Below are 16,004 nucleotides of genomic sequence, written 5' to 3'. Positions count from 1 at the left end.
AGAAAATCACCGGTATTGATCTCCTTCAAAGAAGTGGCGTGACAGTGTTTGTTATTGGCAGTTAATTAAAAGTGCTTTTGCAATGTCAGCCCGAAAGAAATAGGTTGTCCGGGATAAGCCATGAGTTTGCCGGTCTGTACTGGTACATCAAAACCGTTTCTGGCGACGTATTCCTCATTGAGCAGATTTCTGGCCCACAAGGTAAAATCTGCATCCCACTGGGGAACGACGAGCTGAACCCTGGCATTCACTAAGGCATAATCTGACATATGCTTATAAGGGTCGTTATTGTGATCGAGTAAGTAATCACTGAAATACTGATAGTCTGCCCCTATTATTAGCGGGTACTGACCAAGCATTAGTGTTTGTGCGAGCATAAGAGTAACTGAAGTTTCAGGTTCAAAGCCCAATCTATTACCCGTTCTGGAACAGTATGGTAGTTCTGGTGACTGTCGTCCGGGGTCGTCACTATCTGTATGCCAGGTGTATGTCGCCCAGCATGTGCCTTTTTCGAATCGGGCAAATTTAGCAAGGGTTCTCGCTAGGTTGACTTTAACCTCCAGGTCGCTGTTTGCAAACCAGGTCATTTCCACTTCGAACCCCTTAGCGTCTATGTCTCCGGCGTTTTGCAAATTAAAGCCGAGCCCTGTAAATGTCGAGGCTTGCAAATCCGTAATTCTGGTTGAATGAATCGCCGCATTAATGCGAAGGTTTAAGGGTTCAATATCCTTCTTTACACCTATTTCAAATGCCATTGACTTCTCAGGGGCGAACTGCAATGCAAGGCCTTCAGCAATGCGATCGGTATTCATACCTCCTGATTTAAAGCCTGTCGCGGCACTTAGGTAATACAAAGAATCAGAAGCGGGTTGCCAGCTAAGCTTGGTTGTACCTGTGATTTGGTTATCTGTGCGAGTCTCATCAACGGGGGGGCGGGGTAAAATTGAAGCCGTGTTGAGGAAGTAAAATCCCCATCCTGGCTGTTGAAACGGGGCTAAACTACCAAGATCTGATAGGTTGGGCACCTGGTTGGTTGCCAGCAGTGTCGCTGTATTGATAAGCGCTCCGGTAGCTTCTACAGGGTTGGGCCATCGATTCTTTTCTGTTTGTAAGCCATTGATCCCAGGCCCAGTTTCTGTATATTCGCCGCGCAGGGTTTTGCGTTCGCGGGTATATCTAAGCCCTGCTGTAACTGTCCATTCAGGTTTAAATTGCCAATCAGTCTGAGCAAATAACGCGGTACTGTTTTGTTCCTGATAGGCAGTGTGGGCAAAGTCGGTGTTTGCTGGTGTCGGGTTAGCAACAGGCGCTATCAGGCCGGATGTAGCTTCACTTAACACATTGATGCCATCTAAAAGAGGCGATAGTGCGGAAGCACTTTGCGAAAAAAAATCCACGTACTGATCGCCAATAGTGATAGCAAAATCTAGATTGAGGTTCTGACTGAAATAATATATCCCGGCTACAGTGGTCGTTGTGGGAGTAGAATAGGTGAAACGAAGTTCCTGAGAGAAGGCCTGTTGCTCTGCATCATTAGTGGTAGATAGTAAGTCGACATTAGTAAAGTCAGTGTCTGTTTCATCAACGCTATCAATACTTCGCCATGCTGTTAGTGCGTGAAAAGTTAACGGTGCAGAGTATTCCCAGGTGAATTCTGCAGATAGTCCTTTATCACGCATAACAGAATGAGGGGCATCGTTCAGCGCTGTAGCGTAGTCGAAATAATCGCTACGGGTAAAGAGCGTGGCATTGAATAGGGGAGACATGAGCAAGGTGTCTGTGCCAACTTTGCCGGGCACATATTCGGCTTGCCGGTTGTCCTGCCAGGTTAGCGTTGCGCAACAACGCTCATCCAATTGGGTATAATCTGCAATAATACGTACTGACACAGCGTTCGTGGGTAGATAGAGAGCTTGCAGTCGCACGCCTGAGCGGTCGCGATTATTGAGCAAATCAGGACCAAGGTGAACATCATCGACCCATCCATCCCGCTTGGTTTTAAATCCAGATACACGAAAGGCGAGTTCGTCTTCGACCGCGACAAAAGAACTGGCGCCGCTGACCTTAAATAAATTGTCATTGCCAGCGGTAGCACTGAAAAATCCATCGCCATTAGTGAAGCTTGGTGCCCGAGTGCTGAATGAGACTGCGCCTGCAGGTGTATTTTTACCAAACAGGGTGCCCTGTGGGCCGCGAAGGATTGTAACCAGGTCAATATCCACCAAATCGTTGACTACGGCGTTTTGCCGGGAGCGATATACACCATCTACATATAAGCCAACGGAAGACTCAAAGCCAAAGTTTTGAGACGAGGTGGCTATACCTCGTATAGAAAATGAAGTATTGGTTGCGCTTTGGCTCTGAAACGCAGAAAAGGCTGGTGCATAGCCTTGTAAATCATAGACGTCAGCAACGCCCAGGGAATTAAATTCATTACCATTTAGAGCAGTTACGGCTACAGGAATAGCCTGGATGGACTGAGGCCGCTTTTGTGCTAAAACTTCGATGTACTCAAGTTTGCCGGCCTCTTTGGTTTCTGCCCACGTATGCAAGGAAGTTGATATGGCAAGAAGCAGACCTGGATACTTTATGAGTTTAGCTGATGAAAAGGCTGCTGACATTTCCTACTTCCAACAATAAATGGGGCTAATGAATGGGCCCAGTAAGGGGCCATCGACGACACTTGGTCTCATTTTGCCTCAAAGTTAGCCGGGGATCATTAGTTAAATGTAAAAAGGTCTGACCAGAAAGAGAAACGGCTCCTTGCGGAGCCGTGGAGTTGCAGGGGGTCCCTGCTTACCATGATGAAAGGTTCACACCTTTCTGGTGAAACTAGCGTTGAGGACCGGCAATTAAGCCACTTGGTAAAGATTTAAAGAGCACAGGCTGTTGCACTTGTGACCTGCGTAATTGCTTTTCTTCCCCAAATGTTTGGTTTGTTTTTACTTCGTTATACAAAGGGTATAGCGCTGCTTGCTTTGATTGCCTTGGCTTCTTCTCTAATTCTGTTTCCAACAACATCCGGCTATCAATTTCGCCAGGATTGGCCAAGCACCCGAATGAAATGAAGATAGTGAGTAATGCAGCCAATGAACCTGGTATTTTTTTCATTATTCCGACCTTTAAGACTCGATGTTATTTGGCGCGATTGCCTATATCCCAATTACAGAGGAAATTACGGATAAAAGATAATGTTGAGGTAATACGAAAGTATGTAAATCAATACGAGTTAGCAATAAAACATAGACTTTTGAATAGGTTGTGTGATGTGTAAACGAAAAAAAAGCGCCTCACCAAGTAAAGCGCTAAACGTGGGTTAGCCCACATACCATGTTGAAATGATTCACCAGTAATATCAATCTATCTTGATACTCATAGCGGCATGAAGGTATCTTACATTTTAGTATTAGGATGAATACGTAATAGGTCGATATAACCTTATGATTTTATTGCAATAGATAAAAGCGGCGTTGCCGCCGCTTTTTGAAAACGGGTTTTCACCCGTTACCATGTTGAAATGGTTTTTTGTAAATTGTTTAGTGAATTTAGAGGCGTTTCGCCAATACTCCAGCGATTGCATTGTCCTGGTATCCACCTTCAGATACCCATGCTTGAAGTGTTTTGCCGTCTTGTTCCGGCGCTGACAAATCATTTTTTGGCATCTTTTTGACCAGCAGTGTGCCTGCTTCAACAGCATTGTTTAGAATCGCTGTTCTGATCAAACTATTACCGCCACAAGAAATGCCAGAGTAGTAATCACGTAGCTTCAAGCGGTAGTCAGATTCTACTAAACGAATTTTTTTACGAAGTTCGCCTTTGTCATCAGCTTGTACAATTGTACAAATATTTGCCAGTGCGTCGTTGATGTTAGCTTGTGCTACGCCAGTAAAACCTAATCCCATTGCTGCTACTGCAAAAGAAGTCTTAACAATTTTCAACATGGTTAATTCCTCGAATAGTTGTTTAAAATGTTGTGTTGTTTGTTCGGGATTAATTAAACAAAAAAATGCATGACGAGAAAAGGATAGGGATAATACTTTGGTATATGTACTTATACTTTGGTTGAGGGGTATGCGTAAGGTGTTTGATTTAAGTTGTTGATTTGTATTGATTGATGCTTCCTTGGCTCGATGTTACCTGCTGTGAGAAAAAGGGCGAAAAACGCCCTTGTAATTAGTTTTCCGCAGCTTCTTCCAATTCTTCGCCTGCAGATTGTATATCTTTTCCGACTCCTTCAACCGTTGCGCATCCTGCCAGTGACGCGGTAAAAAGAGATATAGCCAGTAACAGCCATGGTGCGGTGGATTTGTTGCTATGAAGTGTTTTTTTCATGTCAGGTTTCCTTCGATGATTCGTTAGTTTGATTTGACAACATTGTACTGAGCTTTTCCCCGCCTTTAGCGCCAAAATCCAGGGTTCTGATAGGGAATGGAATTAATATATCTGCGTCGTTCAGTGCATTTTGTATCGTTACGATGGCGTCGTGGCGCACTTCCATAAAGTTGAACTCTCCAGGATAAGTGATCCAAAACCACACCAGTAAATTCACACTGCTGTCGCCAAACGATGCAGCGTAGACGTTAGTTTCATCTTTATTAATGACATACTTTTTGTCATTGAGGGCGTTGACGATAGCGTCTCTTGCTGCTTCGGGGCTATCGGCATAGGAAATACCCACGGGAATTTCCAGTCTGCGTTTACCAATCGCGCTGTAGTTGGTGAGAATATTTCTAAACAGGAGTTTATTGGGAATGATTTCGCGCTGTCCGTAGAAGGTAGTAACTAATGTGTTCCTAAGGTTAATGGCTTCCACGTTGCCAAAAACACCTTCTGCTTTAATAACGTCACCAATTTCAAAAGGCTTTCGAATACCCATAGCGATGCCTGCAATGAAGTTTTCGGTTAAATCCTGAAACGCAAAACCTATTGCCAAACCCACGATACCGGCACCAGCGAGGAGTGACGTAACTGTTCCTTGTAGTCCGACGAAATCAAGGGCAATAAAAATACCCGCACACAGTACGCCTGCTTTTACTATGGAGGTGAGTAATTCCGCAATCTGTTTAGACTCAAAAGTACGGGTGAGAATTCGGCGCACGCCTTTGCCAATCAGGTTCGCCAGGACGCCGAAAACGATAGCAATAATGATAGCGACCACGATATTAGGCAGGTGTTTTATACCGCTTTCCAACCAGGTCTGTAATTTTTCATTTATTAGTGAATAAACCTTGTCAATCTGTGGAAACTCCATGATTCTCCATTATTCGGTTACATTTGATAATCAGTTCTTTCGCAAGAATCGAACCAAGATGGACTGCAGTCTTATCTTCCAGTTTTTTGTTGTTAGTGCCGAGCAATTGCTGGCAGGATTCCCATGGGACAGACAAAAAATGTGCCGTAGAGAAATACCTTCCAAGGTTTAAAGCGACCCGGGATAATATAGGTGGAGCAGGCGTGAAAATTTTTCATATTGTTTGAAAAATTGTGGTGTTGAACGGCATGAAACTTCTTTGCCCCGAGAGAGGGGCACCTTGATTAAGCAAAATTGTAAAGTTCTGCATCCACCGTCTACAAATGAAGTATAAAGACGATACTTGAGAAAATAAGACTTTGCACGCAGAGTAAAGTTTTGACACTACCGTGGAGAAACTGGCGATGGAAAAATACTCGCAGGAAGAATGCCTAGCGGCACTTGATTTACTAAATGCTGATTTGCCGCAAGACAGTTGCTGGTCGCTGACAGAAGGAACATTTCGTAAAACCTATCGATTCAGTAATTTTGTAGAAGCATTCGGGTGGATGACTAAGGTCGCTATGTGGGCAGAAAAGCTCAATCATCATCCGGAGTGGTTTAACGTCTATAATAAAGTGGAAGTGACTCTTACTACTCATGATGCAGGTGGGTTATCTGAAAAAGACCTTAAACTCGCAAAAAAAATGGATGGTCTTTACTGACTTATGCTGGTTATTTCTGCGTTTTGTTGGTTTATTGTTCATGTGGTCAAAAAAATGCAATATTGTGATACACAGGCCTTGCTAAGACAAAGCGCCTATGTATAATACGCACCTCTCAAGCGCAAGCTGAGAAGTAATACGGACGCGGGATGGAGCAGTCTGGTAGCTCGTCGGGCTCATAACCCGAAGGTCGTTGGTTCAAATCCAGCTCCCGCAACCAACGTATTACTCTGTATTTTTCGGACGCGGGATGGAGCAGTCTGGTAGCTCGTCGGGCTCATAACCCGAAGGTCGTTGGTTCAAATCCAGCTCCCGCAACCAAAAAATACAATTTCGTCGGACGCGGGATGGAGCAGTCTGGTAGCTCGTCGGGCTCATAACCCGAAGGTCGTTGGTTCAAATCCAGCTCCCGCAACCAATTTCCCCTTAGTTTTAAACGTTGTAAATAAGCACTATCTCACAGCGTTGAGTCTCCAAACTTTTTTATTGTTGCCATTTCTCCTGTTGTCAGTTCAATTAGTGATGTGGATTGGCGGTGTTGTTTATTATTATCAATTAGGGTTAAATTGCGGCAAATTTATACTTTGGTATAACTCCATGGCTTGTGCAAACATCTATAACTGATAGTCTGCGCATAGACTCAATACAATAACCGGATCTTCCATGCTCGAATGGCTACAGTCTTTTTTTGTCATTCCAGACACCTCCTTGCTCGTAACAGGAGATTTTTCGACGCCAATGGTGTTGCTCTCAGTGTTAATCGCTGTAGCAGCTTCTTTTATGGCTTTCACTGTTGCTGGTCAGGCAGCCCAATCGCAAAATAATCAGCGCAGACAGATCATGGTTTTCCTTGGAAGTTTTGCCCTTGGAGGCGGAATATGGGCCATGCATTTCATTGGTATGTTGGCTTTTGAGTTGTGTACATCCGTCACTTACAATCCAAAGACGACTTTTCTTTCATTGATTCCCGGCTTCTTGGCAGCGTACGTCGCGCTCAAAAGCTTAATTCACGGTGAGGTGTCCTTTCGACAAATAGCGATAAGTGGTGTGCTCGTGGGGGCGGGTATAGGAGCCATGCATTATTCTGGCATGGCTGCGATGCAAATGGCTCCATTGTTGCGTTACAGCTTGCCCATGTTTTTATTATCAATAGTAGTGGCCGTTCTCCTTGCCATGCTGTCGCTGTGGATAAAGTATGGGTTGAGTCGCGCGACGAAAAAGAAACCCCTAAAAGGAACAACGCTTCTCGCCGGTCTCGTCATGGGAGTAGCAATTGCTGGTATGCACTATACTGGCATGTTTGCTGCCAGGTTTGTGGCTCCGCCCGGGCTTGAGACATCAGCTCAAACATCTAATATTTCTTATATCCTTGCCGGTTACGTGAGCTTTTTTACATTATTGATGATAGGAATTGTATCGGGCATAAGTCTGCTATTTCGCTATATGGATATTTCCCAGAAGGCGGAAATGAGCCGCCGGACACAGCTTGCACTGATGGACACGGCTGTTGATGGCATCATCACCGTTAATGAACAGGGTCGAATTGTCAATACCAATAAAGCTGTTACGCGGATTTTGGGTTGGTTACAAGAAGAGCTGCATGGCGAACCGATTCACATAATGATTCCTAAAGACAAACAATATAAGTACAACCAGCTCTTTTTTTCAAAACAAGTTAACCCCGGTAACGAGGAAATTCTTGGTGTGAGCCGTGATGTTGAAGCCATATCAAGTAGTGGAGAACTGATACCTGTACGAGTGAGTGTGGGTCACACTAAAGTAGGCTCAGATAATCTTTTTGTTGTTATTGTCGGTGACAATCGCGAACGACAGGCAATGGAGCAAACCATACGAGAAAATGAAGCGAAATTGACGTCGTTTTTCCACAATATACCCGGCATTGCTTATCGAAGTGTTAATGAGCCAGGCTGGCCTTTCGAGTTTATTAGTGAAGGCGTTCAGGATATTACTGGTTATGCACCTTCAGCATTTGTTGGCGGTAGCCGCACAGTATCATTTATCGACTTAGTGATCGAAGAAGACCAGGCTAATTTAATTCAAGCCCGTCAAAGTGAAAAGGAGTATTACATAGAATACCGGATCCGCTCGGCTCGTGGCGAGACAAAGTGGTTACAAGAATACGCTAGTGTAGAAGCCACGGAAGATAAGGGACACTCTTTTATCGATGGCTTTATTATGGACATCACCTCTCGCAAAGCGATGGAAAATGAGTTAATTGATGCTAAAACCGCGGCTGAGCAAGCCGCTGAAGCAAGAGCGAGTTTCTTGGCCAATATGAGTCACGAAATACGTACGCCAATGAACGCAATCATTGGATTTAGCGATATTTTGTTGGACGAAAAGCTCTCTGATGCTCAACACAAACACCTTACCACTATCAATCGGTCGGCCCGGTCTTTACTGCACTTGCTTAACGATATCCTCGACAGTGCCAAGCTAGATAAAGGCAAACTGGATTTGGAGTTCCGCGATTTTTCTATTACTGAGGAAATAGATACTGTCATATCAACATTCTGGATTGAAGCGAAGCGCAAAGGGCTGACACTCACTGTCCGTGTTTCTCCTTCACTGGCGACAGTGTATCACGGCGCGCCTGAAAGAATACGGCAGGTACTGAGTAACCTAATCAGTAATGCAGTTAAATTCACGGCTCATGGCGAAGTTGAAATAGAGGTGTACCCAGATGGCGAATCCAGCGTCGTATTTTCCGTAAGCGACAGTGGTATTGGAATGACTCCCGAGCAACTGAGTAAAGTGTTTGATGCTTTTGCTCAGGCTGATGCATCGATGAGTCGAAAGTACGGTGGAACAGGGCTTGGCACAACTATCAGTAAGCAGTTGGTTGAATTGATGGGCGGAAGTATTACGGCCTCAAGTGAAGCAGAGCGAGGCACAAACTTCACCTTTACATTGCCTTTAGTACCTCAAGCAGCAAAACGGAGAGATAATCAAAATGTGTCCGTTTCCCTGCCGCCATTGCGTGTACTTGCCGTTGATGATATCAGTCAAAACATTGATCTGGTGAGTTTATTACTCACCAGGGATGGACATACTGTAGAAGTAGCTGAAAACGGGCAGCGAGCACTTGAAAAGATGAAGTCTGGCACTTTTGATATTGTTCTCATGGACTTACAAATGCCCGTAATGGATGGGTTGACGGCAGCAAGAGCATGGAGACAGTGGGAGCTAGATCACAATTTGTCTCGGTTGCCCATCGTCGCGCTCACTGCAAGTGTACTTGTTCAGGATAAACAGGATGCACTGGAAGCCGGTATGGAAGGGTTTGCCAATAAACCCATCGATTTTCCAGCCTTACAAGATGAGATGGCCCGTGTCTTAGGAATTGACGCTCCCCGCACTGAAACGAGGGTAGTGAATGCAAGAGCAGATTCAGGTATCGATTTGCTACGTGCTGAACAATTGTGGGGAGACAAGACTACGGCAGTAAAAGAGATTCAGAAGTTTATTCACACTGGCAAGCAAGACATTAATGGACTTGTGGACTACCTGGTCATGGAAGATTTTGAACAAGTGGCAAAACAGCTTCACGGTCTCAAAGGCGTGAGTGGAAACCTGGGCCTTATAAAATTTATGGATTTGGCAGAGCAATATGAACGCAAGGCGCGCTCGAAAACGCTTACCGCAGCAGACATTCCAAAGTTAAAGTCTGCGCTTTGCCAGGTCAAAGAGCTAGTGTCTGCTTATTCTGAAACTCCGGAAAGTCATTCAGCACCTGCCCAAAGTACGTCTAATGATGGGCTACTAACTACTCTTAAGGCGCTGCGGGTTTGTGCGATGGAAAACCAGGTTGACGAAGAATTAATTGCAGTCTGTGAAGCGACTGGTTTTGACGGTTACGACTCAAAAATTCAAGCTATACTACAAGATATGGATGATTTTGAATTCGAACATGCTGCTAATCAGTTAGATAGCATTATTCAGGAACTTGAAAACACGTAACCGGTTAATTCTCAAGATTTCACAAGAGCGTAACGATAATAGTAAGGATAAGAAGTGGAAAGTGGTCTCGGTAAACCCAAGTTGTTGCTCGTTGATGATGAGCCGGTAAACCTTCGCGTTTTAAAGCAATTACTTGCGCAAGATTACTCATTGTATTTTGCCAAGAGTGGTGACGAGGCACTCCGGTTGGCTGATAAGCAGCGTCCGAACTTAATTTTACTGGATGTAATGATGCCGGGAATGACGGGCTTTGAAGTATGTAAAGCCCTAAAAACGTTTGCCGAATTAAGCACTATTCCAATTATTTTTGTTACCGCACTTAACGATGCTACAGATGAAGCAGAAGGTTTTGCCGTTGGCGGCGTTGACTATATTACCAAACCCATTTCACCAGCAGTGGTCAAAGCACGAGTCAAAAATCACCTGTCATTAGTGCAGGCAGATGAACTTCGCCGTACGCGTATGCAGGTTATTCAGCGCCTTGGCCGCGCTGCAGAATACAAAGACAACGAAACCGGTATGCACGTACTGCGTATGAGTCACATGTCATATGTACTTGCTAAGGCCTACGGCTTTACCGAAGAGCAAGCTGAACTATTGCTTCATGCCGCACCCATGCATGACATTGGCAAAATAGGTATTCCTGATAGCATCATGTTAAAACCCGGCAAGCTCACTGATGAAGAGTTCGCTATTATGAAAAAGCATCCTGAAATTGGTGCGGAAATTTTAGGCGATGCTGATTCTGACTTGTTGAAGCTGGCAAGAACCGTATCACTGACTCACCATGAAAAGTGGGATGGTTCAGGATATCCCAAAGGGCTAGCTGGTGATGACATTCCTATAGCCGGAAGGATTGTGGCTGTTGCCGATGTATTTGATGCCCTCACCAGCAAACGACCTTACAAAGAGGCATGGCCGGTGGATAAAACCCTTGCGTTTATGCGATCGCAATCAGGCATTCACTTTGATCCGGCGTTGTTGCCCTTGGTGGAGGAAAACATTGAGGCCTTCACCGAAATCAAAGCAAAATGGCCTGACGACGAATAAATCTTGTAGCGTGATGGTTGGATTTGCGCAGCAACGGCCGACTCGCACTAATTAGCGCATAAATAACGTCCCATCAGTTGCTATCTTGTATCTGTGACAGTATAATGCGCGCCATACAGTGATTAAGCGGGCTGATTTCTGTTTCGAGATTAACGCGGCACTGTAAAGTGAATAGTGAACATCTTATCTGATGTTATCGATGCCCAGATATTCACAACTGCTATTGCAGTCGGGTTCAGATTTTAACAAAAAGCCCCGCTGGTCCGGGGCTTTTTGTTGTAATAACGTATTTCGTCCCCATCTGGAGGAAGAAATATTCTCGTTGGGCGTATCGCCCTTTTTTCGTTTTTGGAGGTAAGGATTGGCAAAGCTTGAAGACAAACTGACCGAAATGCTTGAGCCTGGTGTAGAAGCCTTAGGGTATGAACTGGTAGGTGTTGAGTTCGTTCGCGCAGGTAAACATTCTATTTTGCGGGTTTTTATAGATCACGAAAATGGGATCTCCGTGGATGATTGTGCTGAGGTCAGTTACCAGGCAAGTGCCATTCTGGATGTGGAAGACCCAATTAGTACGGAGTACAACCTGGAAATTTCTTCACCGGGTATGGATCGTCCACTCTTTAAGGAGAGTCATTACAAGGCTGCCTTAGGTGAAATAATCCAGGCAAAACTTACTGTCCCTATGGACAACAGACGGAATTACAAAGGTAAGCTGTTGGCATGTGAGAACGGCATGATCAGCATTGAAGTGGATGGCCAGCAGTTCCAGTTAGCTGTGGCGAATATCGAAAAAGCAAACATTGTTCCCACATTTGACTAATGGAACAGCAGTCGCTTTCAGATTTATGAAAGCATCAGTGAGGCGAAAATGAATAAAGAAATTTTGTTAGTGGCAGAAGCCGTTTCAAATGAAAAACAAGTGCCTAGAGAAAAAATCTTTGAAGCACTGGAATTTGCGATCGCCAGTGCGACGAAAAAGAAAAATGAAGGTGAAATCGAAGTCCGCGTTAGTATCGACAGAACTACCGGTGATTTCGACACGTTCAGACGCTGGCAAGTTATTCCTGATGATCAGGAACAAGAAAATCCGTATGCTGAAATTACGCTTTCTGCAGCCCAGGTTGACGAACCCGACGTTCAATTAGGCGATTACGTTGAAGAGCAAATTGAATCCATCGCATTTGACCGTATCACTACCCAAACTGCCAAGCAGGTAATTGTGCAGAAAGTGCGCGAAGCAGAGCGTGCGCAAATGGTGGCAGAATACGAAGATAAAGTTGGAGAGCTGGTTACCGGAACGGTGAAAAAAGTAAACCGTGACAATATCATTATCGATTTGGGTAATAATGCAGAAGGCGTTATCTATCGCGACGATATGTTGCCTCGGGAAACTTTCCGTCCGGGCGACCGTGTACGGGGTTTACTCTACGTCATTCGTCCGGAAGCACGTGGCGCGCAGTTGTTTATCAGTCGTACACACCCAGATATGCTGGTTGAATTATTCCGCTTGGAAGTACCTGAAATTGCGGAAGAAACGCTGGAAATCAAATCTGCAGCCCGTGATCCTGGTTCACGTGCCAAAATTGCAGTTAAAACTAACGACAAGCGCTTAGACCCAGTTGGTGCCTGTGTTGGTATGCGTGGCTCTCGTGTTCAGGCGGTTTCTGGTGAGCTCGGTGGTGAACGTGTGGATATCGTTTTATGGGATGAAAATCCTGCACAATTCGTTATCAATGCAATGGCGCCGGCAGAAGTTGCATCTATCGTTGTTGACGAAGACAGCAACACCATGGATGTCGCGGTAGAGCAAGATAACTTAGCACAAGCCATTGGACGGAGTGGTCAAAACGTTCGTCTGGCCAGTCAGTTGACAGGCTGGGAATTGAACGTAATGACAGTGGATGATCTCAACAAGAAACACGAAGAGGAAACGTCAAAAGTGCTTCGCGTGTTTGTTGAAGGTCTGGATATTGATGAAGATTTTGCAGCTGTCCTTGCCGACGAAGGTTTCAGTACGCTAGAAGAAGTTGCGTACGTGCCAGTCAGCGAGCTGCTGGCCATTGAAGGCCTGGACGAAGACACCGTTGAAGAGTTGCGCAGTCGTGCAAAAGCAGCGCTTACTACCCGTGCTCTTGCTACAGAAGAAAGCCTGGAAGGGGCAGAGCCTACAGAAGCGCTACAGAACCTCGATGGTATGAATAAACACATTGCCTATGTCCTTGCGAGCCGTGGAATTACTGACCTTGAAGAGCTGGCTGAGCAGGGAACAGACGATATCAGTGATATCGAAGGACTGTCTGAAGAAGACGCCGGAAAGCTAATTATGGCGGCACGGAATATTGTCTGGTTTGGTGAAGAAGAAGGTCAATAAGGGGAAAAGAACAGAGATGGCAGAAGTATCGATTGAAAAGCTCGCCAATGATATTGGAACAACCGTTGACCGCCTGGTAACCCAGTTTAAAGATGCTGGTATCACTAAAAACGCGACAGATGCAGTTACTGAAGATGAAAAGAAGCAGTTGCTTGATCATCTTAGTAAACAGCATGGCAGCGCGAGTGCTGGTGAACCGAAGCGAATGACCTTACAGCGCAAGACAACAAGCACTCTGAGTGTGGGTAAGTCTAAATCTGTCAAGGTGGAAGTGCGCAAAAAGCGCACTTACGTTAAGCGCAGCGAAGTGGATGAACAGCGTCAGGCTGAAGAAGAGGCTAGACTAGCCGAAGAACGGGCGCGTCTGGAAGCAGAACAGAAAGCTGCGGAAGAAGCTGCTGCAGAAGCCGCGCGCAAAGCAGCCGAAGAAAAAGCGCGAATGGAAGCGGAAGCGAAGAAAAAGGCGGAAGAAGAGCGCGCTCGCAAAGAAGCTGCTGAAAAAGCTCGAAAAGAAGCACAAACTTCAGACGAACCACAATTGTCTGCAGAAGAGCTTGCCGAGCAAGAAGCTGCTCGTCAGGAAGAAGAGCGTATTCGTAAACAGCAGGAAGAAGAAGCAAAACGCAAGCTTGAAGAAGAAGCAAAGCGAGCTGCTGAGGAAGCGCGTCGTCTTGCTGAAGAAAATGAACGTCGCTGGAAGGAAGAGGAAGAGCGTCGCAAACGTGAAGAAGCGGCTGACGTTCATATGCACTCTAATCGCTATGCACAGGAAGCTGAAGACGAAGAAGATATGCAGGTTGAGCGTTCTTCCCGTCGTCGTAAAAAGTCTAAAAAGAACGCCGGTGAGCATTTGAAACAAGGGTTTAATAAACCAGCTCAGCCTGTTGAGCGTGTAGTTAAACTGGGTGCCACAATCACCGTAGGCGAGTTGGCTAATCGGTTGGCTATCAAATCAAATGAAGTCATTAAGACTATGATGAAGATGGGCGAAATGGCTACCATTAACCAGGTTCTTGACCAAGACACAGCTACACTTGTGGTTGAAGAAATGGGTCACAAATATGAACTGGTTAATGACAATGCCCTCGAAGACGAATTGATGGCAGATACCGGCCAAGGTGAGAAAATTACTCGTGCGCCAGTGGTAACTATCATGGGACACGTTGACCATGGTAAAACGTCGCTGCTCGATTACATTCGTCGCGCTAAAGTGGCTGATGGTGAAGCCGGTGGTATTACGCAGCACATCGGTGCGTATAAAGTTCACACTGACAACGGCGAGATCACGTTCCTGGATACACCAGGACACGCGGCGTTTACTGCAATGCGTGCCCGTGGTGCTACGGCTACCGATATTGTTGTTATCGTTGTTGCCGCCGACGATGGTGTAATGCCGCAAACTAAAGAGGCGATTCAACACGCTCGCGCCGCGGATGTTCCACTAATCGTTGCGGTGAACAAGATGGACAAAGAAACCGCAGACCCTGATCGGGTGAAAACGGAGTTGTCCCAGCTTGAAGTTATCTCTGAAGAGTGGGGTGGTGAACACCAGTTCGTAAACGTATCTGCGAAAACAGGTATGGGTGTTGATGAACTCCTTGAAGCTATCAGTTTGCAAGCTGAACTGCTCGATTTCAAAGCAGTACCAACTGGCCCAGGCCGTGGTATCGTTATTGAATCCCGTCTTGATAAAGGACGCGGTCCAATTGCTTCTGTGTTGGTTCAGGAAGGCGAAGTGCGCAGCGGTGACATACTGCTGTGTGGTGAAGAATACGGACGTGTTCGTGCGATGCGTGATGAGCATGGCGTAGAGCTTAAGGTAGCTGGCCCTTCCACACCGGTAGAAGTACTTGGTTTGTCAGGTGTACCTGTTGCTGGTGAAGATGCAGTTGTGGTTCAGGACGAGCGTAAAGCCCGTGAAGTTGCCGCTAAGCGTCATCAGAAGAAACGTGAACTCAAATTGGCCAGACAGCAAAAAGCGAAGCTGGAAAATATGTTTGCGAACATGGAAGCCGGTGATGTTAGCGAGTTGAACATTGTACTTAAAGCAGACGTGCAAGGTTCCGTTGAAGCAATATCTGAATCATTGATCAAGCTGTCTAACAACGAAGTAAAAATCAATATCGTTGGTAGTGGCGTGGGGGGTATTACTGAAACAGATGCGACATTGGCCGCTGCTTCTGGCGCCATTATTCTTGGCTTTAACGTACGTGCTGATGCTACGGCGCGTCGCGTTGTTGAAAGTGAAGAAATTGACTTGCGTTATTACAGCGTAATCTATGATCTAATTGACGAAGTAAAAGCCGCAATGAGTGGTATGCTTGCGCCGGAATTCCGTCAGGAAATCATTGGATTGGCACAAGTGCGGGATGTGTTCAAATCACCAAAACTGGGCGCGATTGCCGGTTGTATGGTGACAGAAGGTGTAGTGAAGCGCAGTAACCCAATTCGCGTATTACGTGAAAACGTGGTTATTTACGAAGGTGAGCTAGAATCCCTACGTCGCTTTAAAGACGATGTCCAGGAAGTCCGTAATGGTATGGAATGTGGTATCGGCGTTAAGAACTACAATGATGTTAAGGTTGGCGACCAAATCGAAGTTTTCGAAGTTGTCGAGGTTGCACGCCAAATCTAATCCAATAGGTTG

At 45.6% G+C, this 16,004-nt stretch carries 11 protein-coding genes and 3 tRNA genes; 9 read left to right on the top strand and 5 right to left on the bottom strand.

The features are described from left to right. Positions 1-65: 65 nt before the first annotated feature. From ACXACM_RS14650 to ACXACM_RS14630, 5 genes are all read right to left on the bottom strand, one after another. Complete coding sequence (locus ACXACM_RS14650; protein WP_474822635.1) at positions 66-2,621, bottom strand: TonB-dependent receptor; 2,556 nt, start codon at positions 2,619-2,621, stop codon at positions 66-68. A 211-nt stretch (positions 2,622-2,832) separates the two neighbouring features. After that, a complete protein-coding gene (locus ACXACM_RS14645; RefSeq protein WP_474822633.1) occupies positions 2,833-3,111 on the bottom strand; it encodes a hypothetical protein in 279 nt (92 codons plus the stop codon). Between the two features lie 434 nt (positions 3,112-3,545). Further along, on the bottom strand, positions 3,546-3,941 hold the full coding sequence (locus ACXACM_RS14640) for a DUF3718 domain-containing protein (protein WP_474822632.1): 396 nt from the start codon (positions 3,939-3,941) through the stop codon (positions 3,546-3,548). Between the two features lie 232 nt (positions 3,942-4,173). After that, the gene (locus tag ACXACM_RS14635; RefSeq protein WP_474822631.1) at positions 4,174-4,332 is read right to left on the bottom strand and encodes an entericidin A/B family lipoprotein; all 159 of its coding nucleotides are present in this window, start codon (positions 4,330-4,332) and stop codon (positions 4,174-4,176) included. 1 nt (position 4,333) lies between these two features. Continuing rightward, complete coding sequence (locus tag ACXACM_RS14630; RefSeq protein WP_474822629.1) at positions 4,334-5,251, bottom strand: mechanosensitive ion channel family protein; 918 nt, start codon at positions 5,249-5,251, stop codon at positions 4,334-4,336. A gap of 404 nt (positions 5,252-5,655) precedes the next feature. Between ACXACM_RS14630 and ACXACM_RS14625 the strand changes: the two genes are divergently transcribed. The 9 genes from ACXACM_RS14625 (at position 5,656) to infB (ending at position 15,992) form a co-directional block, all read left to right on the top strand. Continuing rightward, positions 5,656-5,955 carry a 4a-hydroxytetrahydrobiopterin dehydratase gene (locus ACXACM_RS14625; RefSeq protein WP_474822627.1) on the top strand — a complete coding sequence of 100 codons (300 nt, stop codon included), beginning with the start codon at positions 5,656-5,658 and terminating at the stop codon, positions 5,953-5,955. A 143-nt stretch (positions 5,956-6,098) separates the two neighbouring features. After that, positions 6,099-6,175, top strand: a tRNA-Met gene (locus ACXACM_RS14620). Positions 6,176-6,199: 24 nt separating this feature from the next. Next, positions 6,200-6,276, top strand: a tRNA-Met gene (locus tag ACXACM_RS14615). 20 nt (positions 6,277-6,296) lie between these two features. Continuing rightward, a tRNA-Met gene (locus tag ACXACM_RS14610) sits at positions 6,297-6,373 on the top strand. 245 nt (positions 6,374-6,618) lie between these two features. Further along, complete coding sequence (locus ACXACM_RS14605; RefSeq protein ID WP_474822626.1) at positions 6,619-9,936, top strand: MHYT domain-containing protein; 3,318 nt, start codon at positions 6,619-6,621, stop codon at positions 9,934-9,936. 54 nt (positions 9,937-9,990) lie between these two features. Beyond that, positions 9,991-10,986 carry an HD domain-containing phosphohydrolase gene (locus ACXACM_RS14600; RefSeq protein ID WP_474822625.1) on the top strand — a complete coding sequence of 332 codons (996 nt, stop codon included), beginning with the start codon at positions 9,991-9,993 and terminating at the stop codon, positions 10,984-10,986. Between the two features lie 361 nt (positions 10,987-11,347). Continuing rightward, entirely contained in the window at positions 11,348-11,806 is a 459-nt protein-coding gene (gene rimP, locus ACXACM_RS14595; protein ID WP_474822623.1) for a ribosome maturation factor RimP, read from the top strand. Positions 11,807-11,854: 48 nt separating this feature from the next. Then, entirely contained in the window at positions 11,855-13,357 is a 1,503-nt protein-coding gene (nusA, locus tag ACXACM_RS14590; RefSeq protein WP_474822622.1) for a transcription termination factor NusA, read from the top strand. A gap of 16 nt (positions 13,358-13,373) precedes the next feature. Then, positions 13,374-15,992 carry a translation initiation factor IF-2 gene (gene infB / locus ACXACM_RS14585; protein ID WP_474822621.1) on the top strand — a complete coding sequence of 873 codons (2,619 nt, stop codon included), beginning with the start codon at positions 13,374-13,376 and terminating at the stop codon, positions 15,990-15,992. Positions 15,993-16,004 lie beyond the last annotated feature (12 nt).

This window comes from Alteromonas sp. AWQ4_252 (assembly GCF_056158205.1).
This window is presented reverse-complemented; position numbering and strand designations above follow the sequence as displayed.

Coding starts and splice junctions, on each gene's coding strand:
- ACXACM_RS14650 (WP_474822635.1), bottom strand. CDS start 2,621: ATGTCAGCAGCCTTTTCATCAGCTAAACTCATAAAGTATCCAGGTCTG.
- ACXACM_RS14645 (WP_474822633.1), bottom strand. CDS start 3,111: ATGAAAAAAATACCAGGTTCATTGGCTGCATTACTCACTATCTTCATT.
- ACXACM_RS14640 (WP_474822632.1), bottom strand. CDS start 3,941: ATGTTGAAAATTGTTAAGACTTCTTTTGCAGTAGCAGCAATGGGATTA.
- ACXACM_RS14635 (WP_474822631.1), bottom strand. CDS start 4,332: ATGAAAAAAACACTTCATAGCAACAAATCCACCGCACCATGGCTGTTA.
- ACXACM_RS14630 (WP_474822629.1), bottom strand. CDS start 5,251: ATGGAGTTTCCACAGATTGACAAGGTTTATTCACTAATAAATGAAAAA.
- ACXACM_RS14625 (WP_474822627.1), top strand. CDS start 5,656: ATGGAAAAATACTCGCAGGAAGAATGCCTAGCGGCACTTGATTTACTA.
- ACXACM_RS14605 (WP_474822626.1), top strand. CDS start 6,619: ATGCTCGAATGGCTACAGTCTTTTTTTGTCATTCCAGACACCTCCTTG.
- nusA (WP_474822622.1), top strand. CDS start 11,855: ATGAATAAAGAAATTTTGTTAGTGGCAGAAGCCGTTTCAAATGAAAAA.
- infB (WP_474822621.1), top strand. CDS start 13,374: ATGGCAGAAGTATCGATTGAAAAGCTCGCCAATGATATTGGAACAACC.